Source organism: Providencia sp. PROV200 (assembly GCF_049901995.1).
Taxonomy (GTDB): Bacteria; Pseudomonadota; Gammaproteobacteria; order Enterobacterales; family Enterobacteriaceae; genus Providencia; species Providencia rettgeri_E.
The window spans coordinates 3646999-3668918 of the sequence record NZ_CP096307.1; the positions used below are offsets into that span (position 1 = coordinate 3646999).

The 21920-nt window shown below is 40.9% G+C and carries 21 protein-coding genes, 1 tRNA gene and 1 pseudogene; 8 read left to right on the forward strand and 15 right to left on the reverse strand.

The annotated features are described in order from the left end of the window. Positions 1–8 precede the first annotated feature (8 nt). The 4 genes from M1E86_RS16740 to M1E86_RS16755 all read right to left on the reverse strand — a co-directional run bounded on the left by M1E86_RS16740 (position 9) and on the right by M1E86_RS16755 (position 3438). Complete coding sequence (locus tag M1E86_RS16740) at positions 9–353, reverse strand: DUF4156 domain-containing protein (RefSeq protein ID WP_004908089.1); 345 nt, start codon at positions 351–353, stop codon at positions 9–11. A 417-nt stretch (positions 354–770) separates the two neighbouring features. After that, entirely contained in the window at positions 771–2414 is a 1644-nt protein-coding gene (gene groL, locus M1E86_RS16745; RefSeq protein ID WP_125890508.1) for a chaperonin GroEL, read from the reverse strand. A gap of 51 nt (positions 2415–2465) precedes the next feature. After that, positions 2466–2759, reverse strand: a complete 294-nt coding sequence (locus tag M1E86_RS16750) for a co-chaperone GroES (protein WP_004908085.1) — start codon at positions 2757–2759, stop codon at positions 2466–2468. Positions 2760–2922: 163 nt separating this feature from the next. Further along, a complete protein-coding gene (locus tag M1E86_RS16755; protein ID WP_125890509.1) occupies positions 2923–3438 on the reverse strand; it encodes an FxsA family protein in 516 nt (171 codons plus the stop codon). A gap of 438 nt (positions 3439–3876) precedes the next feature. Here M1E86_RS16755 and aspA point away from each other — a divergent pair, with 438 nt between their 5' ends. From aspA to M1E86_RS16795, 8 genes are all read left to right on the forward strand, one after another. Then, positions 3877–5301: an aspartate ammonia-lyase gene (gene aspA, locus M1E86_RS16760; protein WP_213914258.1), complete on the forward strand. Its 1425-nt coding sequence runs from the start codon at positions 3877–3879 to the stop codon at positions 5299–5301. 144 nt (positions 5302–5445) lie between these two features. After that, complete coding sequence (locus M1E86_RS16765) at positions 5446–6768, forward strand: anaerobic C4-dicarboxylate transporter (protein ID WP_125890511.1); 1323 nt, start codon at positions 5446–5448, stop codon at positions 6766–6768. Between the two features lie 625 nt (positions 6769–7393). After that, positions 7394–7687: a helix-turn-helix domain-containing protein gene (locus tag M1E86_RS16770; RefSeq protein ID WP_102138014.1), complete on the forward strand. Its 294-nt coding sequence runs from the start codon at positions 7394–7396 to the stop codon at positions 7685–7687. Between the two features lie 218 nt (positions 7688–7905). Further along, positions 7906–8478: a division control transcriptional repressor DicD gene (dicD, locus tag M1E86_RS16775; protein ID WP_413776252.1), complete on the forward strand. Its 573-nt coding sequence runs from the start codon at positions 7906–7908 to the stop codon at positions 8476–8478. Between the two features lie 126 nt (positions 8479–8604). After that, positions 8605–8680: transfer RNA gene (locus M1E86_RS16780), tRNA-Phe, on the forward strand. A 195-nt stretch (positions 8681–8875) separates the two neighbouring features. After that, complete coding sequence (locus M1E86_RS16785; protein ID WP_426099162.1) at positions 8876–10141, forward strand: tyrosine-type recombinase/integrase; 1266 nt, start codon at positions 8876–8878, stop codon at positions 10139–10141. A 255-nt stretch (positions 10142–10396) separates the two neighbouring features. Continuing rightward, the gene (locus tag M1E86_RS16790) at positions 10397–10681 is read left to right on the forward strand and encodes a hypothetical protein (RefSeq protein WP_008913927.1); all 285 of its coding nucleotides are present in this window, start codon (positions 10397–10399) and stop codon (positions 10679–10681) included. Between the two features lie 326 nt (positions 10682–11007). After that, positions 11008–11592: an antirestriction protein ArdA gene (locus M1E86_RS16795; protein ID WP_426099163.1), complete on the forward strand. Its 585-nt coding sequence runs from the start codon at positions 11008–11010 to the stop codon at positions 11590–11592. A gap of 190 nt (positions 11593–11782) precedes the next feature. Here M1E86_RS16795 and M1E86_RS16800 read toward each other — a convergent pair whose 3' ends face one another. From M1E86_RS16800 to M1E86_RS16850, 11 genes and pseudogenes are all read right to left on the reverse strand, one after another. Then, positions 11783–12439, reverse strand: coding sequence for an IS1595-like element ISEc75 family transposase (locus M1E86_RS16800; protein WP_039021677.1), 657 nt, complete (start codon positions 12437–12439; stop codon positions 11783–11785). A 152-nt stretch (positions 12440–12591) separates the two neighbouring features. Then, positions 12592–12744, reverse strand: a pseudogene (locus tag M1E86_RS16805) (PAAR domain-containing protein); the annotation flags it as partial. Between the two features lie 60 nt (positions 12745–12804). Next, positions 12805–13014, reverse strand: coding sequence for a hypothetical protein (locus M1E86_RS16810; protein ID WP_250000021.1), 210 nt, complete (start codon positions 13012–13014; stop codon positions 12805–12807). 23 nt (positions 13015–13037) lie between these two features. Then, positions 13038–14060: a UDP-glucose 4-epimerase GalE gene (gene galE / locus M1E86_RS16815; protein WP_250000020.1), complete on the reverse strand. Its 1023-nt coding sequence runs from the start codon at positions 14058–14060 to the stop codon at positions 13038–13040. 9 nt (positions 14061–14069) lie between these two features. Further along, on the reverse strand, positions 14070–16148 hold the full coding sequence (locus M1E86_RS16820) for a polysaccharide biosynthesis tyrosine autokinase (RefSeq protein ID WP_426099164.1): 2079 nt from the start codon (positions 16146–16148) through the stop codon (positions 14070–14072). 33 nt (positions 16149–16181) lie between these two features. Continuing rightward, positions 16182–16610, reverse strand: a complete 429-nt coding sequence (locus M1E86_RS16825; RefSeq protein ID WP_014657219.1) for a protein-tyrosine-phosphatase — start codon at positions 16608–16610, stop codon at positions 16182–16184. Between the two features lie 5 nt (positions 16611–16615). Beyond that, a complete protein-coding gene (locus M1E86_RS16830; RefSeq protein ID WP_426099165.1) occupies positions 16616–17770 on the reverse strand; it encodes a polysaccharide export protein in 1155 nt (384 codons plus the stop codon). A 152-nt stretch (positions 17771–17922) separates the two neighbouring features. Next, positions 17923–19089, reverse strand: coding sequence for a nucleotide sugar dehydrogenase (locus tag M1E86_RS16835; protein WP_071547795.1), 1167 nt, complete (start codon positions 19087–19089; stop codon positions 17923–17925). A 51-nt stretch (positions 19090–19140) separates the two neighbouring features. Then, on the reverse strand, positions 19141–20142 hold the full coding sequence (locus M1E86_RS16840; protein WP_071547794.1) for an NAD-dependent epimerase: 1002 nt from the start codon (positions 20140–20142) through the stop codon (positions 19141–19143). 33 nt (positions 20143–20175) lie between these two features. Then, a protein-coding gene (locus tag M1E86_RS16845) for an IS5 family transposase (RefSeq protein WP_426099166.1) occupies positions 20176–20981 on the reverse strand; the annotation gives its coding sequence in 2 pieces (ribosomal slippage) (positions 20176–20628 and positions 20631–20981; 804 coding nt in all). Between the two features lie 69 nt (positions 20982–21050). Continuing rightward, positions 21051–21869 (reverse strand): glycosyltransferase, encoded by an 819-nt coding sequence (locus M1E86_RS16850; protein ID WP_426099167.1) that lies wholly within the window; start codon positions 21867–21869, stop codon positions 21051–21053. Between the last annotated feature and the right edge of the window lie 51 nt (positions 21870–21920).

Consider the following 21920-nt stretch of genomic DNA (forward strand, 5'->3'; position numbering starts at 1 on the left):
AATTCATTTTAGGGGCACTTATAAACTTGGCCAACCATTTTGCTATCTAATGGAATGAAGCTAGATAACACGGTTTCACTTGGGCTTGATGCACCAAAAATCACGTTACCGCCCATTGCCGCGGCTTTATTACGTAAATCATTAGCTGCACTGCGCATTGAGCTAGATTCATTGTTCACACCGCTCAACCAGTTGCTTTGAGTCCCTGCAACCTGACCGAGAAGTTGGCAATCACTTCCAGGTTGATTCTCAACAAAACGAACTTGTGAGCCTGCCGCAGTTAAATTAGTTGTCGTTGAACAACCAGCTAAAAGCAATAATGCAGCAGCACCAAGCAAGACTTTAATTCGCATGTTTTCCCTCATTTTTCATTGTGTTTTTGCAGCTGGCTTGAAAATCGCTTTAGTTCCAATAGCCTATTGATTGAAATACCTAGGAGGTGATTAACATGCAGCACCATCATTGCCGCACACCACCAGCCGAATAGAGTCTATCACAAATTAACCAAAAACCTGCTCTATTCTTTGCGAATTCAAACCATTTACCTTACGTTAAATATAACCCGCGAAGCAACGTTGACGCAAAAATAAATCGCATAACGCATAAATTGTACATTGTTTCGAGATATTGCTTTCATCAATAATTAATAGTTATTTATTAATTAAAAATCAATAAAAAACCGGCACCGTTAGGAACACTAACGATACCGGTCTTATGGTGGGTAGTCCTAACTGAGCTAGTAACTACTTGAGTTTGATGTCGCCAAAGGCTTACATCATACCGCCCATTCCACCCATGCCGCCCATACCAGCTGCGCCTAAATCAGGTGCGTCTGATTTTGGCAGTTCAGTGATCATCGCTTCAGTGGTGATCATCAGACCCGCGATAGACGCTGCAAATTGCAGAGCAGAACGCGTGACTTTAGTTGGGTCTAAGATACCCATGTCGATCATATCGCCATAAGTATCAGTTGCAGCGTTGTAACCTTCGTTACCTTTAGATGCTTTCACGTTGTTAACAACAACTGAAGCTTCTTCACCTGCGTTGGTGACGATTTGGCGCATAGGCGATTCCATCGCACGCAGAGCAACACGAATACCTACTGTTTGCTCTTCGTTATCACCTTTCATGCCTTCCAGTTTCGCTGCAACACGAACCAGTGCAGTACCACCACCAGCAACAACGCCTTCTTCAACGGCTGCACGAGTTGCATGCAGAGCATCATCAACACGAGCACGTTTTTCTTTCATTTCAACTTCAGTTGCTGCGCCCACTTTGATTACCGCAACACCGCCAGCTAATTTAGCAACACGCTCTTGCAGTTTTTCACGGTCGTAGTCTGAAGAAGATTCTTCGATTTGTTGACGAATTTGTGCAACACGGCCTGCAATCGCAGATTCTTCACCCACACCATCAATGATAGTGGTTGTGTCTTTGTTGATAACAATACGTTTTGCTTGACCTAAATCTTCTAATGTCGCTTTTTCTAACTCCATACCGATCTCTTCAGAGATAACAGTACCGTTGGTCAGAATTGCGATATCTTGCAGCATTGCTTTACGACGGTCACCGAAGCCCGGCGCTTTAACCGCTGCAACTTTAACAATACCGCGCATGGTGTTAACAACCAGAGTTGCCAGCGCTTCACCTTCAACATCTTCAGCGATGATTAACAGTGGTTTGCTTGCTTTAGCAACGCCTTCTAATACCGGCAGTAACTCACGGATGTTAGATACTTTTTTGTCAACTAACAGGATGAATGGGTTTTCTAACTCAACAGCACCTGTTTCTGGTTTGTTGATGAAGTAAGGAGACAGGTAACCGCGGTCAAATTGCATACCTTCAACCACATCCAGCTCATCTTCCAGACCAGTACCTTCTTCAACCGTGATAACGCCTTCTTTACCGACTTTATCCATAGCTTCTGCAATTAATTTACCCACGGTTTCGTCGGAGTTTGCAGAAATAGTACCAACCTGTGCGATTGATTTAGTGTCTGAACAAGGAACAGACAGGGCTTTCAGCTCTTCAACTGCAGCAACAACTGCTTTGTCGATACCGCGTTTCAGGTCCATTGGGTTCATACCCGCAGCAACCGCTTTTAAGCCTTCAGTAATGATAGCTTGAGCCAATACAGTTGCAGTTGTTGTACCGTCACCCGCAGCGTCGTTAGCTTTAGAAGCAACTTCTTTCACCATTTGAGCGCCCATGTTTTCGAATTTGTCTTCTAATTCGATTTCACGTGCAACTGAAACACCATCTTTGGTGATAACTGGTGAACCAAAAGATTTATCTAAAACTACGTTACGGCCTTTAGGACCTAAAGTCACTTTTACTGCGTCTGCCAGAACATTCACACCACGAAGCATTTTCGTACGTGCATCACTACCAAATTTAACGTCTTTAGCTGCCATTATCTCTTTCCTTCAAATTCTTTTCGTTCGTTGAGAAGTTTTAAGTGAAAATTACGCTTCAACAATTGCCAGAATGTCACTTTCGGACATGATCAGGACTTCTTCATTGTCGATTTTTTCAGCTTTCACGCCATAACCATCGTTAAAGATTACGATATCGCCAACTTTCACATCCAGTGCTTTGATTTCACCATTTTCGAGGATGCGGCCGTTGCCAACAGCAAGAACTTCACCACGAGTTGATTTGCTTGCAGCAGTACCCGTTAGAACGATCCCGCCTGCAGATTTTGATTCAACTTCTTTACGTTTAACGATAACACGGTCATGCAATGGACGAATTTTCATTAATAGTTCTCCTATAAATAAAGTCCATACTAGGTAAAAGGACGATACCAGCATGTCTTAAATAAACTAGTACCATGTTTGAGCAGATTGGGGCGAAGAAGAGGGACTTCAAGGGGGGAGATAAAAAATTTTTCATTTTTATCTCCCCATAAATAGGGTGGTTTTATGATTTAGGGCGATCGTCTTTATCCGATGAATCTGTTTTATCTGAATTATCGATTGTAAAAGAAGGATCATCTTGCTTACGTTGGAATTCCCCCTCAAAAGTATCGCCACGTTGAAAGCCGCTATTTCCTGTTTGGTTAAAACCTGAACCCGGCTGGTAAAAACGAATATGAGGAATTAAACGCATTACAATAAGCTTTTGAATTGGTGGAAGTAACAATAGTAAGCCAATAAAATCCGTAAAGAACCCAGGCACAATCAACAAGAAACCAGCTAAAACCAGTGCGACGCTCTTGATCATTTCGGCTGCGGGGCTTTCACCTGACGCTAACTTTTGTTGGATTTGCAGTACATTTTTCATGCCTTGATTTTTAACGAGTGACACACCTAAGCACGATGTTAAAACAACTAAAATCAAAGTCATTAAAACACCCACTTCGGATGCAACCCGCACAAAAATGACGGATTCAATGTAAACGAGAATACATATCAGAATGAGTGGTAACCAGCGCACAAGTTCTCCTTTATTTCAATAAGCTATCGATTATTTTACGCCCCTAGGGAAACCTTTGTGAACTGCATCTAAGAGACAACTATCAATATTCGCTTTTTTCTTTAGTATAGCCATAATAATTGGGGCAGATATAACGCTTTTCAACTCACAGATTTTTTTCATTAATGATACTTATCTGTGATGAATATCACACAACGTAAAATCTGTTGCATAAATCAAACTATATAGTGATCTAGGTTCAAGGCAACACATGATTAAAAGCATATCATCTACCCATAAATCAGTAGATCATAATGCTGATAACGTAGTATACGGTGTTAATTGCTTGTAAAGTTTTATTTTACAACATTAATCGCTTGTGAATTTTGTTTTACGAAGTATCAATTTTTTAAAGCGCATAAAACGGACAGTAACTGTAATCTAATTAAGAAGGTTCTCATGTCAAACAATACTCGTATCGAAGAAGACCTGTTAGGTAAAAAAGAAGTTCCAGCCGATGCCTATTATGGTGTTCATACTCTGCGTGCGATTGAAAACTTTTATATCAGCGACCGCACTATTAACGATGTCCCAGAATTTATTCGTGGCATGGTTATGGTTAAAAAAGCGGCGGCTTTAGCCAACAAAGAACTGAAAACTATTCCTCGTAATATCGCAGACACCATCATCAAAGCCTGTGACGTTGTGTTAAATGAAGGCAAATGCATGGATCAGTTCCCTGTTGACGTATTTCAAGGTGGTGCGGGCACATCACTGAATATGAATACCAACGAGGTTCTTGCAAACATCGGTCTTGAACTGATGGGTCATAAAAAAGGTGAATATGAATTCTTAAACCCTAATGACCACCTGAACAAAAGCCAATCCACTAACGATGCTTACCCTACGGGGTTCCGTATCGCAGTGTACAATTCTGTATTGAAGTTAATTGAATCTGTTGAATATCTGAAAAAAGGCTTTGAAGCTAAAGCTGAAGAATACAAAGACATTCTGAAAATGGGCCGTACCCAGTTACAGGATGCCGTTCCAATGACTGTCGGCCAAGAATTCCATGCCTTCGCGACTCTCTTAAAAGAAGAAGAGAAAAACTTAAAACGCAGCATTGAATTACTGCTCGAAGTAAACTTAGGCGCAACTGCTATCGGTACTGGCCTGAATACGGCACCTGGCTACTCAGAGCTTGCAGTTAAAAAATTAGCCGAAGTGACTGGTTTACCATGCATTCCTGCAGAAGACTTAATCGAAGCGACCTCTGACTGTGGTGCTTACATCACTGTTCATGCAGGCTTAAAACGTCTGGCGATGAAACTGTCTAAAATTTGTAACGACTTACGTCTGTTATCTTCCGGTCCTCGTGCAGGTCTGAAAGAAATTAACTTACCTGAGTTACAAGCAGGTTCTTCTATCATGCCAGCAAAAGTTAACCCTGTTATTCCAGAAGTGGTTAACCAAGCTTGTTTTAAAGTTATCGGCAACGATATCTGTGTAACGATGGCTGCTGAAGCAGGCCAATTACAGTTAAACGTAATGGAACCTGCAATTGGCCAAGCGATGTTCGAGTCTATCTCTCTGATGAGCAACGCCTGTCGTAATCTGCAAGAAAAATGCATTAGCGGCATTACAGTAAACAAAGAAATCTGTGAAGCGTTTGTATTTAACTCCATCGGTATCGTTACTTACTTGAACCCATTCATTGGCCACCATAATGGTGACATCGTGGGTAAAATCTGTGCTGAAACCGGTAAGAGCGTGCGCGAAGTTGTTCTTGAACGCGGCTTACTGACTGAAGCTGAACTGGATGATATTTTCTCTGTTGAGAACTTAAAACACCCAGCTTATAAAGCAAAACGCTTTGATGACTAAAATTTTATGTTTATCATAAATAATACTTAAAAATAAAGGCACGCCTCTCAATAGAAAGCGTGCCTTTTTTGATTGATACACACACAAATAATTAACATAACAGTTTCATAATTTTAATTTTCATTTTGTCGAGGAGTAAACACTATGTTAGCCGTAGAATTTATTATTGTTCTGCTGGCCATCTTTTTGGGGGCCCGTTTAGGTGGGATTGGTATCGGCTTTGCCGGTGGCCTTGGTGTACTGGTACTCGCTGCTATTGGCGTAAAACCAGGAACCATTCCATTTGACGTTATCTCAATCATCATGGCTGTTATTGCCGCAATCTCTGCAATGCAAATTGCAGGGGGTCTGGACTACTTAGTTGCTCAAACTGAGAAATTACTGCGTCGTAATCCTAAATACATTACCATTCTTGCACCTATTGTTACCTACTTCCTGACACTTTTCGCAGGGACAGGAAATATCTCTTTAGCAACGCTACCTGTTATTGCAGAAGTTGCAAAAGAGCAAGGCGTAAAACCGTGTCGTCCATTATCCACTGCGGTTGTTGCAGCACAAATAGGTATCACAGCATCACCAATTTCAGCGGCAGTGGTTTATATGGCGTCAGTCATGGAAAACCCAGCAATGGTGGGGGCAGGTAATACCGTCAGCTATATCACACTTCTGAGTGTACTATTGCCTGCGACATTCCTTGCAATTATTTTGATGTCATTCATTATCTCTTGGACATTCAACTCTAAGCTCTCTGATGACCCTATCTACCAAAAACGTTTAGCAGAAGGTTTAGTTGAACTGCGTGGTAGCCAAGCAAAAGAAATTAAAGCAGGTGCTAAATCCTCTGTATTGTTATTCTTACTCGGCGTTATCGGCGTTGTTTGCTATGCCATCATCAATAGCCCAAGCTTAGGGATTGTTGAAACACCATTAATGAACACCACAAATGCAATTTTGATTATCATGCTGACTGTGGCTACACTTATTACAATTCTTTGCCGTGTTAATACTGATGCAATCTTGAACTCAAGTACCTTTAAAGCAGGTATGAGTGCGTGTATTTGTATTTTAGGTGTTGCTTGGTTAGGCGATACTTTCGTACAACACAACATTGACTGGATCAAAGAGACTGCAGGGGATTTAATCCACGAACACTCTTGGATGTTAGCGGTTATTTTCTTCTTCTGCTCAGCTTTACTATACTCGCAAGCCGCTACAGCAAAAGCATTGATGCCAATGGCATTAGCGTTGAATGTTAGCCCATTAACGGCTATCGCATCATTCTCTGCGGTTTCTGGCTTATTTATTCTGCCGACCTACCCAACACTGGTTGCAGCGGTACAAATGGATGACACTGGTACCACACGTATTGGTAAATTTGTCTTTAACCACCCATTCTTTATTCCAGGTACTATTGCCGTCGCATTAGCTGTTTCATTCGGCTTCTTGTTTGGCGGTATGATCATCTAGTTTATATGTGTACCAAGTCATCTTATATCAACCCGTGCAAATCGCACGGGTTTTCTATATTTGCAGAAAATATATTACTTTGGTTTCCATACATAAAGTCACGTAAGTAATTATAAATTGATAATAACCATTTAGGTAAAAATAAAATAGTAATAAGATATATATATTTAACTATAAATAATTAAGACAATGTCAAAAATATTTTATCTAATAATATATGTATATTAATACTTCACATATAAGTGTAACAAATAATGACTATAAGTATGTAACGATAGGCTAACTTAATCATTTTACAATAAACATAAATCAAAATATAGCTTCAATAAAGGCAGTAAAAGAACAAGTGAGCAATACAAAAAACCAAAATAAAAAAACAGATAGACAATTAATCCAAAGCAACATTTCTATTACACAAGTTTAGGGTAGTGAAAATAGAAATCATCTATCAAAAATTTAAAATCAATCCGTCATAAATATTGGTAATAATCAACTCATCCTTGTTTAATAATAGCTGGAAGTCTGATTATATTCATTTAATCATTCAAACTGATACCAATAAACAATAAGATTTTTTGGTAGAAATATACTTTATTTTAACAAGATTTATATATTTGGAGGAGGCATGCTCAATACTCAACGAAATGAAAATACAAATGTAACCGTTTATATTGGAACCTTTTTAAAACACCGCAGAAAAGTGGTTGGCTTGACTGGCGCACAATTAGCCTCTCGGTTAAAAATCAGCCAACAACAAGTTTCTCGTTATGAAAGAGGTAAAAACGCCATTACGATCCAAGGTCTTTTGGATATCTTACAAGCTCTCGAATTACGAAAACATGACATCGATGACTTTATGGAGAAAGTCTTTCAGTTTTATTATATCGATGCTGCGTTGGAAGCTAAATTGATCAATTAGGGCCTGATATAAACCCACAAGTTCGTTCCAGGGGGGTTCTTCCCCCTCCTGTTCCCTTTAAACTACCTACTTTTAAATACCCACTCAATTTCCTATTTGATTTAATCCCCCCTCGAAAACAATGTCTCGTGATAACACCGCAAATCGCTATAATTCGCAATTGAACATTGTTATGATGGAGAAAAATCAGACATATTGTGATGGAGTTAACAATGCCTATCCAACGCGAAACTATTTTGAGCCATGCGTTAAATCAATTGGAAATCCAAGGCTTATCCGCATCTACAGAAAATTTACTTAGTGAAATTGAATCTGATTTCTCGGCTATTCGACAGTTCTGGCCAGACGATGAAGCACTTGTTTATGATTGCTTGCGTTTTCATAGCCAGCAAATTGAAGTATGGCAGCGCCAAACCTTGCTAGATGAATCTCTAAGCCCACATCAAAAGTTAATGGCTCGCTACCAACAATTATCTGAAAAAGTCAGCCAAGGGCGTTTTCCTGGCTGTTTATTCATTTCTGCCTGTAATTATTACCCAGATGCAGAGCATCCTATCCACCAATTAAGTCGCTTGCAAAAAGATAATTCATTTCACTTCACTAAAAACCTATTAGATGAGCTAGATATTGAAGACTCTACATTGGTTGCTAACCAAATGGAATTAGTGCTTGAGGGTTGTTTAAACCGCTTATTAGTACAGAGGGATATTCGAGATGTGGAGATCGCACAGCACCTTTCTGAGGATATTCTCACAATCGCGCTGTGCCGTAAAAAAGGGGCGTTAAGTTAAAAAAGCAATTAACGCATACTAAACACACACCTTTTGCTGAAAAAGAAAACACTCAGTAAAAAAAAGTGGTTTTTTATAAAAAATGCATTGACGCAAACGGCTGAATACGGTTTAATGCGCCCCGTTGCCCGGATAGCTCAGTCGGTAGAGCAGGGGATTGAAAATCCCCGTGTCCTTGGTTCGATTCCGAGTCCGGGCACCACCTTATTATCAACAGACGTCAACCGACGTCTGTTTTTGTTTGTAAAGCCCGCTAAAATCAACACTCTCCCAAAGTTTCAACTCAACTGAATTCTACTCGATTCTACCCACATCAACCCCATTGTGCGGGTACAATTGCGGGTATACACTGGTTCGATAGAATTTTGTACCCACTTTATCTCTCAGGAAGCTCACTATGGCACTGACTGACGCTAAAATTCGGGCGGCTAAACCCGATGTGAAATCCTATAAATTAACCGATGGTGCAGGTCTACACTTATTGGTTCACACTAATGGTTCTAAGTACTGGCGATTACGCTACCGCCACTTAGGTAAAGAGAAAACCTTAGCATTGGGTTTATACCCTGATGTCTCTTTATCAGAGGCGCGTTTAAAACGTGATGAAGCAAGAAAATTGATTGCTGACGGTATTGACCCGTGCGAACAAAAACGTGTGGCTAAAGCAGCTTCTGATGCTAATCTTTCTTTTGAAACCATCGCAAGACAATGGCATGCCAGCAATAAAAAATGGTCTGAATCACACAGTGAAAAGGTTTTAAAGAGTTTGGAGTCGCATGTCTTTCCTTATATTGGATTACGCGATATCACTACCCTCAAAACCCCTGACCTGCTTATTCCTATCCGTGCAGCAGAAAGTAAAGAGATTTATGAGATAGCTGCGCGTTTACAGCAACGTATCGCTGCTGTTATGCGTTATGCGGTGCAATCCGGTATTATTGGCTATAACCCTGCTATTGATACCGCAGGGGCTGTAACGACTGTACAACGCCAACATCGTCCAGCTCTTAACCTTGACCGTCTACCGGAACTCATTACCCGTATCGATGCTTATAAAGGGCAACCCGTCACTCGCCTAGCTGTGATGTTAAATTTATTAGTGTTTATTAGGTCAAGCGAACTTCGCTATGCGCGTTGGTCTGAAATTGACTTCGATAAAGCCTTATGGACGATTCCTGCTCAGCGAAAGCCTATACCCGGCGTTAAATTCTCATACAGAGGCGCTAAAATGCGCACTCCGCATTTAGTTCCCCTTAGCCACCAAGCCATCACTATACTGAAAGAGATTTGGACATGGACGGGTGAACATGAATTGATCCTAACGGGCGCTCATAATCCCTTTAAACCCATGAGTGAAAATACCGTCAATAAAGCCTTACGCGTCATGGGCTATGATACGAAGACTGAAATTTGTGGACACGGTTTTAGAACGATGGCGTGTAGTTCATTAGTTGAATCAGGTTTATGGTCGAAGGATGCAGTAGAAAGGCAAATGAGCCACCAAGAACGTAACTCAGTGAGGGCTGCTTATATTCATAAGGCAGAACATATTGATCAACGCCGATTAATGGTGCAATGGTGGGCGGATTATTTGGATGCTAATCGTGAACATACGATTTCGCCATTCGACTTTGCAAAGTTGAATAATCCAATGAATCACTAAAACTTTAGCCATGTCATATAGGAGATCCATTTTCAATACGAGGAGTCGAATACTACGGTAGTATGCCGACTATATCGATTCATTGAGAAATGGTGGCAATATTGTTCATGGGAATTTTCATCGTCAAAACGCATGATAACTAACCACGATTTATCGTAATACATCTCATTCAATAAAAAAGCTTTATCACTGAAAGCCTCTGTCCTCACGGACAGGGGCTTTTTTGCTTTTAAATCAACCTAAAAGGAAATTATCATGGAAAATTACATTCGTTGCCCGGCCTGCGATTCAACTCGCATTCGTGAACGTCATATCGGGAAAAAGACCGGAGCTGTTGCTGGTGGCGTATCAGGCGCACTAGCTGGAGCGTCTATCGGCTCTGCTGTTCCTGTTGTAGGGACGATTGCTGGTGCTGCGGTAGGCGCTCTATTTGGACGTTTAGTCGCTGGAGCTACTGCTGGGGCTGTGAGTGGTTCAGCTTTAGATGGCGTGGTATTTGATCGTTATGAATGTATCGAGTGTGAATACACATTTGATTGATAGCCATAAGTTAACGGAAACCCCTGATGGGGTTTCATCTCTTAGGAGTCTGTGAGTCTGAACTGACCCTAGTTTATTGGAACAGGGGCTTTTTTCGTTTTAACCCACACAAAAATAAATCATGGTAAAAAACATAACATGTTATCGGGATTGTAAGACAACTCATTATCCTGCTCTAAAACGTCATTAATCATTTTTAAAGCGAGTTGCCTGTTTTTCAGCTGATGGGGATTTTATATCAACATCAGCTTCTAAAGGGAAATAGCTCCCTTTATCAAAATATCGCCATTAATTAAATCACAATACATCAATAATAGGACACGAATATGCATATAACAGCGACGGCTTCCCCATGCCTAAAATCGGGGATGATTTCTGTTTTTATTACGAATTTAGGTAAATATAACGAAGGTGAACTGGTTGGTGAGTGGCTTGAGCTTCCTGCAACCTCAAAAGAGATCGAACACTGTTTAATGCGGATTGGCATTGATGGTATTCACTATGAAGAGTATTTTTTGACCGACTATGAATCCTCCATTGATGGCCTTTCTTCTTACATTTCAGAATATAGCCTTTTAGATGAGTTGAACGAGTTAGCCTCGCGATTAGCCATGTTATCGCCTGATGATATTAACCTTTATCAGGCGGCAATTGAAATCGGTTCTTCAGCGAGTTCAATCCATGATTTAATTCATTTAGCGGATAACTTGGATTCTTTCCAGCAATTAGCGGGGGTCTATAATGAATATGATTTAGGTTATTACTGGATAGAAGAAAGTGGTTGTTATGATTTAGCCCAACTGGGGCATTTATCCCATTACTTTGACTATGAACGCTATGGACGTGATGTTTGTCTTGAACAAGGGGGGATTTTTCACAGTGGAGGATATGTTTATCATACGGGGGGATAGATAGGACAACAACATGAGCGTCAAACCGCTTTCATCCCTAAAGGCGGGAAGTAAAGAATGCTGTGGTACCCCAATGATATCCATAAGCTAGAACGTTAATCAAACTAAACTCTATTTTAAGCCATCTTTACGGATGTCCGTAAAGAAGGCTATTATGGTATTATTTTTTAGGGGCTGTCCTAGATAAGGTTTAAATTTTACCTTTAACTATCTGTTTTAGCATAGTTAATTGTTGTTTTGCACTAGGTGTGTTAAATCGCCATTCACACTCTTTTAAATACAGCTCAAAATGAGCCTTCGGAATACCGTTAAATTTACGCATGTGACGCTTCGCTTGGTTCCAAAAATTCTCTATGCCATTGATGTGATTTTGCCGGTCTTTTTTGTCGACAAACTGGGTGCTGTGATTGATCCTGTAATGCTTAAAATCGCTCACATCCAGTACGTCATAACTGGCAAAATTATCTGTGTAGACGATGCTGTCAGGGTAAATTTTTGACTCAATTATTGGCAGTAATGTCCGCGATTTAGCATCGGGTATGACCTTGGTATAAACCTTGCCACCACGCTTGAGAAGCCCGAAAACAGGCACTTTGCCAGCAGCACCTCTACCACGAAGGCCTTTACGACGACCACCAAAATAACTTTCGTCCAATTCAATTTCACCATCAAACCAAGAGTGCTTATCAACGTGCTCTGCTATCAGCACTCTGAGCCGATGAAAATAGTAAGCGGCAGTGTTCCTGTGGACACCAACCAGCTCTGCGGCAATACGGGCTGTAGAGCCTGCAATAAACAGCTCAAGTAACCGTTCCTGTTTGTACTGACTGAGTCTGCTTTTTCTCATAGAACTATCCTAGATGATCTTAGTTATCTAGGACAGCCCCATTTTTTATTTAATTCAACCTATTAACTAGGCGCTAATTTTACTATGGTGACAATTACACTATTAGAAACAGAATAACAACACATAGTATTTATATCTAAATACAAATGAAATTATTTACCTGTAATTGAACTCTGTGATGCAATCAAAGCAACGCCACAGGGAGTTTTCATTCCCGCTAGAGCAAGATTTTTTCCATTGTATTTGATTGTGGTAGAGCCCTCTACAATCGCGTAGACGCCTTTACATTTTGGGCAAGACACTTGATCGCCAGCAACCGAGCGCTAGCTTTTAAAACAAAAAGCTCTTTGAGCTTTAGTGATAATTTAACTTAATGTTTTATTCTCATTAATATTCTTTGTTTTATCTTCAAAGTGTTGTTTAAAAATTAAAACCTCACTCATTTTTACCTTACCGTGCCTATTTCTTTTAGGTAAAGGCAATCCTTCTAATTCACATGTAGTTCTATATAGCATAGCTAAATATTCCGCCTTAATGCCAATATATAGGGCAAAGGAATCTATATCAATATTCATATGTTAACCTAAATAAAATAAATCTATTTATAGCCATTAGGGTTTTGCGATTGCCAACGCCAACTATCATTCACCATATCTTGCACGGAGTACTGAGCTTGCCAGCCTAAATCAGTAAAGGCTTTATTAGGGCTAGACCAGCACTCAGCAATATCACCGGGGCGGCGAGCAACTATTTTGTATTGGATCTGTTTGCTTGATGCCTTTTCGAAAGCAGCGATCATTTCTAATACACTAGTGCCTTTACCGGTGCCTAAATTATAAATATGGAGCCCTGCTTTTTGACTAACACCATTCAAGGCAGCAATGTGTCCACTCGCTAAATCCATAACATGGATATAATCACGAACACCAGTACCATCTGGTGTTGGATAGTCAGCGCCAAATACCATCACTTCTTTATGACGACCAACAGCAACTTGAGCAATATAAGGGGTCAAATTATTTGGAATACCTTGAGGGTCTTCCCCCATTAAACCTGAAGTATGAGCTCCGACAGGGTTAAAATAACGTAATAAAGTCAGTGACCATTCATCATGCGCAATATGTAAATCGCTAAGAATGCGTTCAACCATATATTTGCTAGTACCATATGGGTTGGTTGTACCACCTACTTTCGATTCTTCAGTTAACGGTACTTCTTCAGGATCACCATACACCGTCGCGGAAGAACTAAAAATGAGGCTTTTTACACCCGCTTTTTGCATTGATGTGATTAAAACCAAAGTACCATTAACATTATTGTCATAGTACTCAATCGGTTTTTGAACTGACTCACCCACGGCTTTTAGCCCTGCAAAGTGAATCACCGATGCAATTTTATGTTCAGCAAAAATGGTATCTAAAATTTTGCTATCACGTACATCACCGACGTAGAAAATAGGTTTAGTGCCAGTAATGGTTTCAATGCGATTTAGTACTTCAGGATTAGCATTGCAGAGATTATCTAAAATAATTGGCTGCATGCCTTGTTCGATCATCTGTACACAGGTATGGCTACCAATGTAGCCAAGACCACCAGTGACTAATACTTTTGCGTTTTTCATTGTACTTTCCTAGTACTCATAAACATAATTATAATCGTCTGACTTGGCATCGATACCATTTAAGATCACACCCGTAATTTCGATATCGTTTTGCTTAAAGCGTTTGAGCGATAGCTCAATATCTTTCACCGTGTTCACACCATAATAGGCGATAAGCAATGAGGTCCCAACGTACTTACCAATAATGGCTGAGTCAGTGATTGCCAGTATTGGTGCAGTATCGATCACGACGATGTCGTATTGACCTTTTACCGTATCAAGTAAACGTTTAAAGCGCTCGCTCATCAGCAATTCAGAAGAGTGCGTGACATTCTTACCGCGACAAATTACGTCGAGGTTTTCAATCACACTGTTATGAATATTTGGCTGGCTAGTATCTGATTGCGAGAGATAATCGGATAGACCTAATTTATTGCTTAATCCAAAGGCTTTATGGATACGGCCTTTACGTAAGTCAGTATCGATTAACAATACTTTTTTGCCTGCATTTGCTAGCACCACCGCCATATTGGAGGTAACAAAGCTTTTACCTACACCCGGTGAAGCACTGGTCACCATAACCAGATTATTACCTTGGTTCATGACCGAGAAGTAAACACTAGTACGCAAAGAACGAATGGCTTCAACCGCCGTATCGGCAGGGTTTTCTAATGCGAGTGGGTGCTTGTTACCTTCTGCAATCAATTTCTTCTCATGGGTAGAGAAAGGAATAGTGGCATAGACGTTGATACCCAGTGCATCAATATCCTCAGTGCCTTTAATTTTATTATTAAAGAACTCACGAGCAATCACATATGCACAACCCACTATAAAGCCCAGTATTGCAGCTAATACTAAGATTAATGCTTTCTTAGGTGCTACGGCATTCGGTTGAGATTCGGCGGAGTCAATAATACGAACATCAGCAGTGATCCCTGAGTTTAATACACTCAGTTCCTGCTGTTTTGCCACTAATTGATTGTAGATAGCTTGCTCAGACTCTACATCACGGGTTAAACGAACAATTTGTTGTTGAGTATTCGGCAGTTTTTGAATCGCTTTACTGATTTTCTCTTTCTCACGTAACAGCTGCTGGCGCTTATCAAGCAGTGATTGGTAAGCTGGGTGGTTGCGTGTATATAATTGCTGAATTTCAACTTCTTTAAAGGTGAGTTCATTTAACTTTTCTTCGACTTGCAAAGCACTATCAAGGGCGGATTTGGCTTCTAATGATAAGTCGATAGATTCATTCTTTTTACGGAAGGTGTTTAGCTGGTTTTCATAGTTATCCAGCTTGGTTTTAATCTTAGGCAGATATTCATCTAAGAATAATAAGGTGTTATTTGTGACTTCTTTTTTACGCTCGGTATTTTGGTCGACGTAATTTTGAATAATGCTGTTTAAGATTTGCACGTTTTCGGTTTTATCGGCACCTTTAATGGCCATATTGATAATACCGGTTCCTTTACCCACTTCTGCAATAGTTAAAGTGTTACGTAGGTTTTCAATGGTTGAATAACGCGCATTTTTAACTAAGGTAAATTCTTGTCCGACTTCAGCATTGATTGAGGATACCAGCAAGCTGATTTCATCTTGTTTTAGGAGTTCGCCCACTTTGCCTTCAACGGTTTGGTTATCAATATGAAGAGTATAACGGTTTTCGCCTAAATAGGTCAAAATAGCGGGCTCACCAATAAGATGTTCAGGTAAAGAATAGAGGGAAATGGCGACGGAAGCTTTGTCTCCCCAAAGCCTATCGAAAAAACCAGCGGGTGCTACTTGGGTATCTAAATTAAGGTCTGCAACCGTTTTACCGAGCACCATCCGAGACTTAATGACCTCGATTTCGGAATCCACTTGACTATTACTATTAGCAAATGGCATCACATCGCTCATTTGATCTAACAATGAGACTTGGCTCATTTTATCGTATTGCAGTGTCGCATTGGCTTGATAGATTGGTGTCGCTAGAAAACTATAAGCGGCACCAATAACAATAAAAAAGAGGGTAAAAAAGCCGATTTTAAGGTAGCTGGATTTGAGTATCTTAAAGAGCGCCAGCAGATCGATTTCGTCCGAGGCAGCGGAGCTGGTTTTTGTCGTGTTCATAATCAATTAACGTTAAGCCTTCAAATAGTAAAATTAAATTTTCCCTTGCCACTGTATAACGGCTTTTTCCATCAGTTGATAAACATGCTCGAACATTTCATCACTGCGTTTATGCGGATCTGGGATCTCGGTTTTATTTAGCCACTGGCCGAACAGCATGACTTTGCCACGCGTCTCGGGGAATTGTTGATGGATTCTATCAATATGGTCGTTTTCCATCACTAGGATTAAGTCTGCTTCTTTACATAATTCACTGGTTAAACGACGTGATTGATGACCATCTAAAGAGAGATTGTGGTTTTGTGCAATACGGATGGCGCTATCATAAGCGGGGCGATCCTCTTTGGCGATAATGCCTGCGGAGTGCACTTTTTTATCGGGGAAATGAGTTTGTAATAGGCGCTCCCCCGTGGGGGAGCGGCAAATATTCCCCATACAGACAACGAGAATATTATTAAACATATGGATTACCAGTCATGAATACGTTTAGTCCCTTCGGTTAACTGATTATATGACGCGATGGTTGGTAGCAATTGGGTGATTAGGCGGTTCCAACGTACAACTGGAGCGGCAGTGACATAAACTAAGTCATAAGGTTGCAGTTTAAATTCCGTTCCCATCACCATGGCAGTGGCATCGGATAAATCTAACTGATAGACCGCCGCCATTTTTTTCGGCAGTAGGGCATCCAGCTCTTTATCACCTGAGGTTTGGTTTTTAATTGGACGGATGACAAATACGCCAGTTGCATTAGCGGTATTTTGATCTGTACCGCCTGCTTTACTCAGTGCCTCAGTAATACTCATGCCAGCACGGTCAATGGTTAGGGTGTTTGGCTGACCCACTTCGCCCATCACAAACACTTTTTGCCCGTCATTACGTGGTACATATAGTACATCACCCGGTAGCATCAGATGGTTTTGGGTTAGGTCGCCATACTGAACTAATGCTTGCAGTGAGATTTTTATCTCTTTGCCATTTCGGGTGAGTACGACATTGTCCCAATCGGCTTTTTCAGTCAGGCCGCCTGCATTATTAAAAGCCTCTAAAACTGTTAGCGGCACGTTAGTAATCGGTAATGTACCGGGTTTAGCCACTTCACCTGAAACATACATTTTCTGTGAGCGGAAGGCGGCAATACTGACATCCACTTGTGGTGATTCGATATAAGTCGATAGACGGTTACTCACTAGATTACGGATTTCAGTGACCGTTTTGCCTATGACTTTCACTTTACCGATATACGGATAGTAGATAGTACCATCGGAATGCACCCAGTTACCGGAGTCCGCGGCGCTACGGTAAGAGCCGGCAGGAATGGTTAACTCAGGGTGATCCCATACCGTAATGGTTAATACATCACCCACACCAACACGGTACTCATAGGTTGCCAGTTGCTTCTCTAGGGTTGGGTTGGGTTTTGCAATAACTTGTGGGGTATACATCTCATCTAATAGTTTTGGCGAGATCGGGTAGATATCGACAAATTTAGAAATATCACGATCGCCAGTGTCGACGACATTTTTGCCTGATGTGGACATATAGACACCAGGGGTAACGGTACAGCCGGTGAGCAAAATGCTGGCTGCGAGTAGTGTCAGTGGGAGACGCTTACTAAGCACAAGACCATCCTATGATAAAAAATGTTTAGATAAGGTATAAGTGATGGGTTGTTATCATCATCCCACTTATACGTGTTTAATATAATTTTTTAAATAGTTTATAGCGAAGGTAAATTTTTGGCAAAAGCAGAACGATAAATTTAGCCTATCGGTTAATCATTGCCAAACAGATCACGTGTATACACTTTCTCTGCGACATCTTCGAGTTCAGGCACCATCCGGTTGGCTAAAATAATATCGCTATCGGCTTTGAATGCTTCAAGATCATGATACACTTTGGAGCGGAAAAATTCGTCCTCTTTAAGCACTGGCTCATACACAATCACTTCAATGCCTTTGGCTTTGATGCGTTTCATCACACCTTGTACCGCCGAGGCGCGGAAGTTGTCCGAACCCGCTTTCATCACTAAACGATATACCCCGACTTTACGTGGCGCTTTGGCAATAATCGCATCTGAGATAAAGTCTTTACGGGTACGGTTAGATTCCACAATCGCATTAATGAGGTTATTCGGTACATCGTCATAGTTAGCCAGTAGCTGCTTGGTGTCTTTCGGCAAGCAATAACCGCCGTAACCAAATGAAGGGTTGTTATAATGGCTGCCAATACGTGGGTCTAAAGACACCCCTTCGATGATTTGACGTGCGTTCAAGCCACGACTCTCTGCATAGGTATCTAATTCATTGAAATAGGCCACACGCATCGCTAAGTAAGTATTGGCGAATAATTTAATCGCTTCCGCTTCAGTGCCATCGGTAAACAGCACAGGGACATCTTTTTTGATAGCGCCTTCGAGCAGCAAATCCGCAAAGATTTCCGCTCGCTCAGAGCGTTCACCCACCACAATGCGTGATGGGTACAAGTTATCCCACAGCGCGCGGCCTTCACGTAAAAATTCAGGGGAGAAAATCACATTGGTGTAGCCAAACTCTTCACGCAGGCGCTCAGTAAAGCCAACAGGGATGGTGGATTTAACAATAATGGTGGCTGTAGGGTTGATTTTCTGCACATCATGAATGACCGATTCAACTGACTTGGTATTGAAATAGTTGCTTTTCGGGTCATAGTCAGTCGGTGTGGCTACAATCACATACTGTGCGCCCGTATAGGCTTCAACAATATCTTGGGTTGCACGGAAATTGAGTGTTTTTTCACGTAAAAACTGTTCAATTTCGGTATCGATAATCGGCGATTGCTTATTGTTCAGCATCGCCACTTTTTCAGGCACGATGTCGACGGCCACCACTTCATGGTTTTGTGACAGTAACATGGCGTTAGACAGACCCACATAGCCTGTACCGGCAATTGCTATTTTCAAAACTGACCTCTCAAATCCATCTTAGGACATTACAGGGAAATTGATGATATTTTACAGGCGGTAGTAGGATTGATACCAATCGACAAATGCCTGTACGCCCTGCTCAATAGAAACTTGTGGGCGATAACCGGTGACCTTAAATAGGTCTTCAGTGTCCGCCCAAGTGGTATACACATCCCCAGCCTGCATCGGTAAAAAGTTTTTAATCGCTTTTTTCCCTAATGATTTTTCAAGTGCAGCAATAAAGTCCGTCAATTTGACGGGCTGCCCATTCCCAATATTATATAAACGGTATGGCGCACTGCTTTGTGCAGGTGAAAGCGAACAGTTTTCTGGGTCTGCCTGTGGGATTATATCGGAAATACGGATGATCCCTTCCACGATATCATCAATAAAAGTGAAATCACGGCTGAGATTGCCGTTATTATAAACATCGATTGGCTCACCGGCTAAAATAGCTTTGGTAAATTTGAATAGTGCCATATCTGGACGGCCCCACGGGCCATACACCGTGAAGAAGCGCAAACCGGTCGTCGGGAGCTGATACAAATGTGAATAGGAATGCGCCATCAATTCATTGGCTTTCTTCGTTGCCGCATACAATGAAACGGGATGGTCAGTAGGCATATCCGTACTAAATGGCGTTTGGTCAGTGATCCCATAGACTGAGCTGGAAGACGCATAAACTAAGTGCTTGATTTTCGCTTGTCGGCAGCCTTCTAAGATAGCAAGATGGCCATTAAGATTACTGTCTGCATAAGCAAACGGGTTTTGCAGTGAGTAACGAACACCAGCCTGAGCAGCAAGGTGGATCACTCTATCAAACCCTTCTTGAGTACACAGGTCTACCACTTTTTCACGCTCAGTAATATCGAGAGGAATAAAGCGAAAATGCGGGTATTGCGCAAGGAGATGTAAACGAGATTGTTTAAGCCCCTGATCATAATAGTTATTTACATTATCGATTCCAACTACGATATGCCCTTGATTTAATAACTCTTTTGCTACAGCATAGCCAATGAAACCAGCAGTGCCAGTTATTAAAAATTTCATTTATATATCCTTTTATTTAGAAACTTTAAGAACCTATCTCAATAGGGTTTTGTTACAGGCAATGATACCACAGGCAAAATGCAGCATCGCCTCATAATTCTCGACCTTCTTCTCCCAACGAGTCAGGACACGACGGTAGCGATTCATCCAACTGTGTGTTCTCTCTACAACCCAGCGGTGGGCCTTAAAATCCGTGTTTTTGATGGCTTCTGATTCATCCTTCTGTGACTGGATATGAGGTTCATAGCGACGACTTTTCAGATACGATCCCAACCATTCCGCTTCATACCCTTTGTCCATGCACAACCGGAGCCTCTTGCCCGGTCTGCCCGTCTGGAGGGCATCGAGCGTATCCGCAACCAGCTTTATGTCGTGCGTATTTGCTCCCGCTACCACCACAGAGAGGGGCAATCCGTTCGCATCGGTCATCAGACTGCGCTTTACGCCCCGTTTCCCCCGGTCTGTTGGGTTCCTGCCTGTTTTTTTGAGCCTGCCAGCGGTGATTTGGTCATACAACCATCCATCGACAGCCACGACCAGTCAATAGCGTCCAACTGTTCGCAAGCAAGCAACCCGTTTTGCCAGAAGCGTTCAAATACGCCAGCATCCCGCCACTCCTGAAATCGGCGATGAGCAGAGCTTGACGAGCATATACCGGTGGCATTTAGCGCATTCCACTGGCAACCCGTCCTGAGTACGAAGAAAATGGCGTTCATTGCAGCGCGATTATCAACCCGCTTGCGGTGCGTACCCAGCGGGTGTTGAGTTCTATGCTCCGGGATGAGAGGAGCCATTTTCTCCCAGAGTTCATCACTGATTTGCCACTTGTTGCCCACCATGCTTTGCCGTCATAAATTATCATTATGTATTATCTGACAATTCCTTTTGGGATAGATTCTAAGTAATAATTATCTTAAATACTTATATGCAAATTTTTTTAAAAATGGTGGGCTTAATCGTAAGGATACAATTAAAAGCAGAAAGATGAAATTTAATGGACTAAAAAGACCTAGTTTTTTCATTGCATATAAACGAGCGTTAAAGTCATTTTTGGCTTTTTTAAAACCTCTTCGATTATAAAAATTTTTATCAACTCTAAATCGTAATAATGGCTCATCTAAGTTTCCGAAAATGTACTTTTTCTCTAATAAGTCAACCCATAAATAATAATCTTGGGTATTCATTAATGCTGGATTATAATGAATATGATTAATATTAATATTTGATAAGTTAAACATAACCGTGGGGTGATTAAAAGGACAACGCTTAATTATATAGCGACTTAAAATAGCATGACTACATGGAATTTTTTTCAACTGAGTATAACCATCCTCGTGAAATTCGATAACTTGAGTTCCACAAATAGCTACATCAGGATGGTTATGAAAATACTCAATTTGCTTTTGAAAACGCTCTGGTTCACATATATCATCTGCATCCATTCTTGCTATGAATGAATATATATTTGAAGTTGATAAACGGCTTATAGCCCTATTTAATTGCCAAGCAAGACCTTTATTTTCATTAATAAATTCAATATATATATTTTGATAATTATTTTGATAATTATTGAGCTTATTGGATAGCTGAATAGGAACCTGGCCATCCACTTGTAGGTAAATATCAAAACTTTTAAATGTTTGGTTTAGAACGCTATTTATCGCGGCATCAAAAAAAATTGGATCGTCATTCTTATAAACTGACATTATAACAGCTATTTTTATCATATTATTTAACTTAACGATATTTTAATAAATACATAAATACTATTAACAAAA

Coding starts and splice junctions, on each gene's coding strand:
- galE (WP_250000020.1), bottom strand. CDS start 14,060: ATGAAAAACGCAAAAGTATTAGTCACTGGTGGTCTTGGCTACATTGGT.
- M1E86_RS16850 (WP_426099167.1), bottom strand. CDS start 21,869: ATGATAAAAATAGCTGTTATAATGTCAGTTTATAAGAATGACGATCCA.
- M1E86_RS16825 (WP_014657219.1), bottom strand. CDS start 16,610: ATGTTTAATAATATTCTCGTTGTCTGTATGGGGAATATTTGCCGCTCC.
- aspA (WP_213914258.1), top strand. CDS start 3,877: ATGTCAAACAATACTCGTATCGAAGAAGACCTGTTAGGTAAAAAAGAA.
- M1E86_RS16765 (WP_125890511.1), top strand. CDS start 5,446: ATGTTAGCCGTAGAATTTATTATTGTTCTGCTGGCCATCTTTTTGGGG.
- M1E86_RS16785 (WP_426099162.1), top strand. CDS start 8,876: ATGGCACTGACTGACGCTAAAATTCGGGCGGCTAAACCCGATGTGAAA.
- M1E86_RS16800 (WP_039021677.1), bottom strand. CDS start 12,439: ATGAGAAAAAGCAGACTCAGTCAGTACAAACAGGAACGGTTACTTGAG.
- M1E86_RS16820 (WP_426099164.1), bottom strand. CDS start 16,148: ATGAACACGACAAAAACCAGCTCCGCTGCCTCGGACGAAATCGATCTG.
- M1E86_RS16750 (WP_004908085.1), bottom strand. CDS start 2,759: ATGAAAATTCGTCCATTGCATGACCGTGTTATCGTTAAACGTAAAGAA.
- M1E86_RS16740 (WP_004908089.1), bottom strand. CDS start 353: ATGCGAATTAAAGTCTTGCTTGGTGCTGCTGCATTATTGCTTTTAGCT.
- M1E86_RS16770 (WP_102138014.1), top strand. CDS start 7,394: ATGCTCAATACTCAACGAAATGAAAATACAAATGTAACCGTTTATATT.
- groL (WP_125890508.1), bottom strand. CDS start 2,414: ATGGCAGCTAAAGACGTTAAATTTGGTAGTGATGCACGTACGAAAATG.
- M1E86_RS16840 (WP_071547794.1), bottom strand. CDS start 20,142: ATGAAATTTTTAATAACTGGCACTGCTGGTTTCATTGGCTATGCTGTA.
- M1E86_RS16795 (WP_426099163.1), top strand. CDS start 11,008: ATGCATATAACAGCGACGGCTTCCCCATGCCTAAAATCGGGGATGATT.
- M1E86_RS16790 (WP_008913927.1), top strand. CDS start 10,397: ATGGAAAATTACATTCGTTGCCCGGCCTGCGATTCAACTCGCATTCGT.
- M1E86_RS16810 (WP_250000021.1), bottom strand. CDS start 13,014: ATGAATATTGATATAGATTCCTTTGCCCTATATATTGGCATTAAGGCG.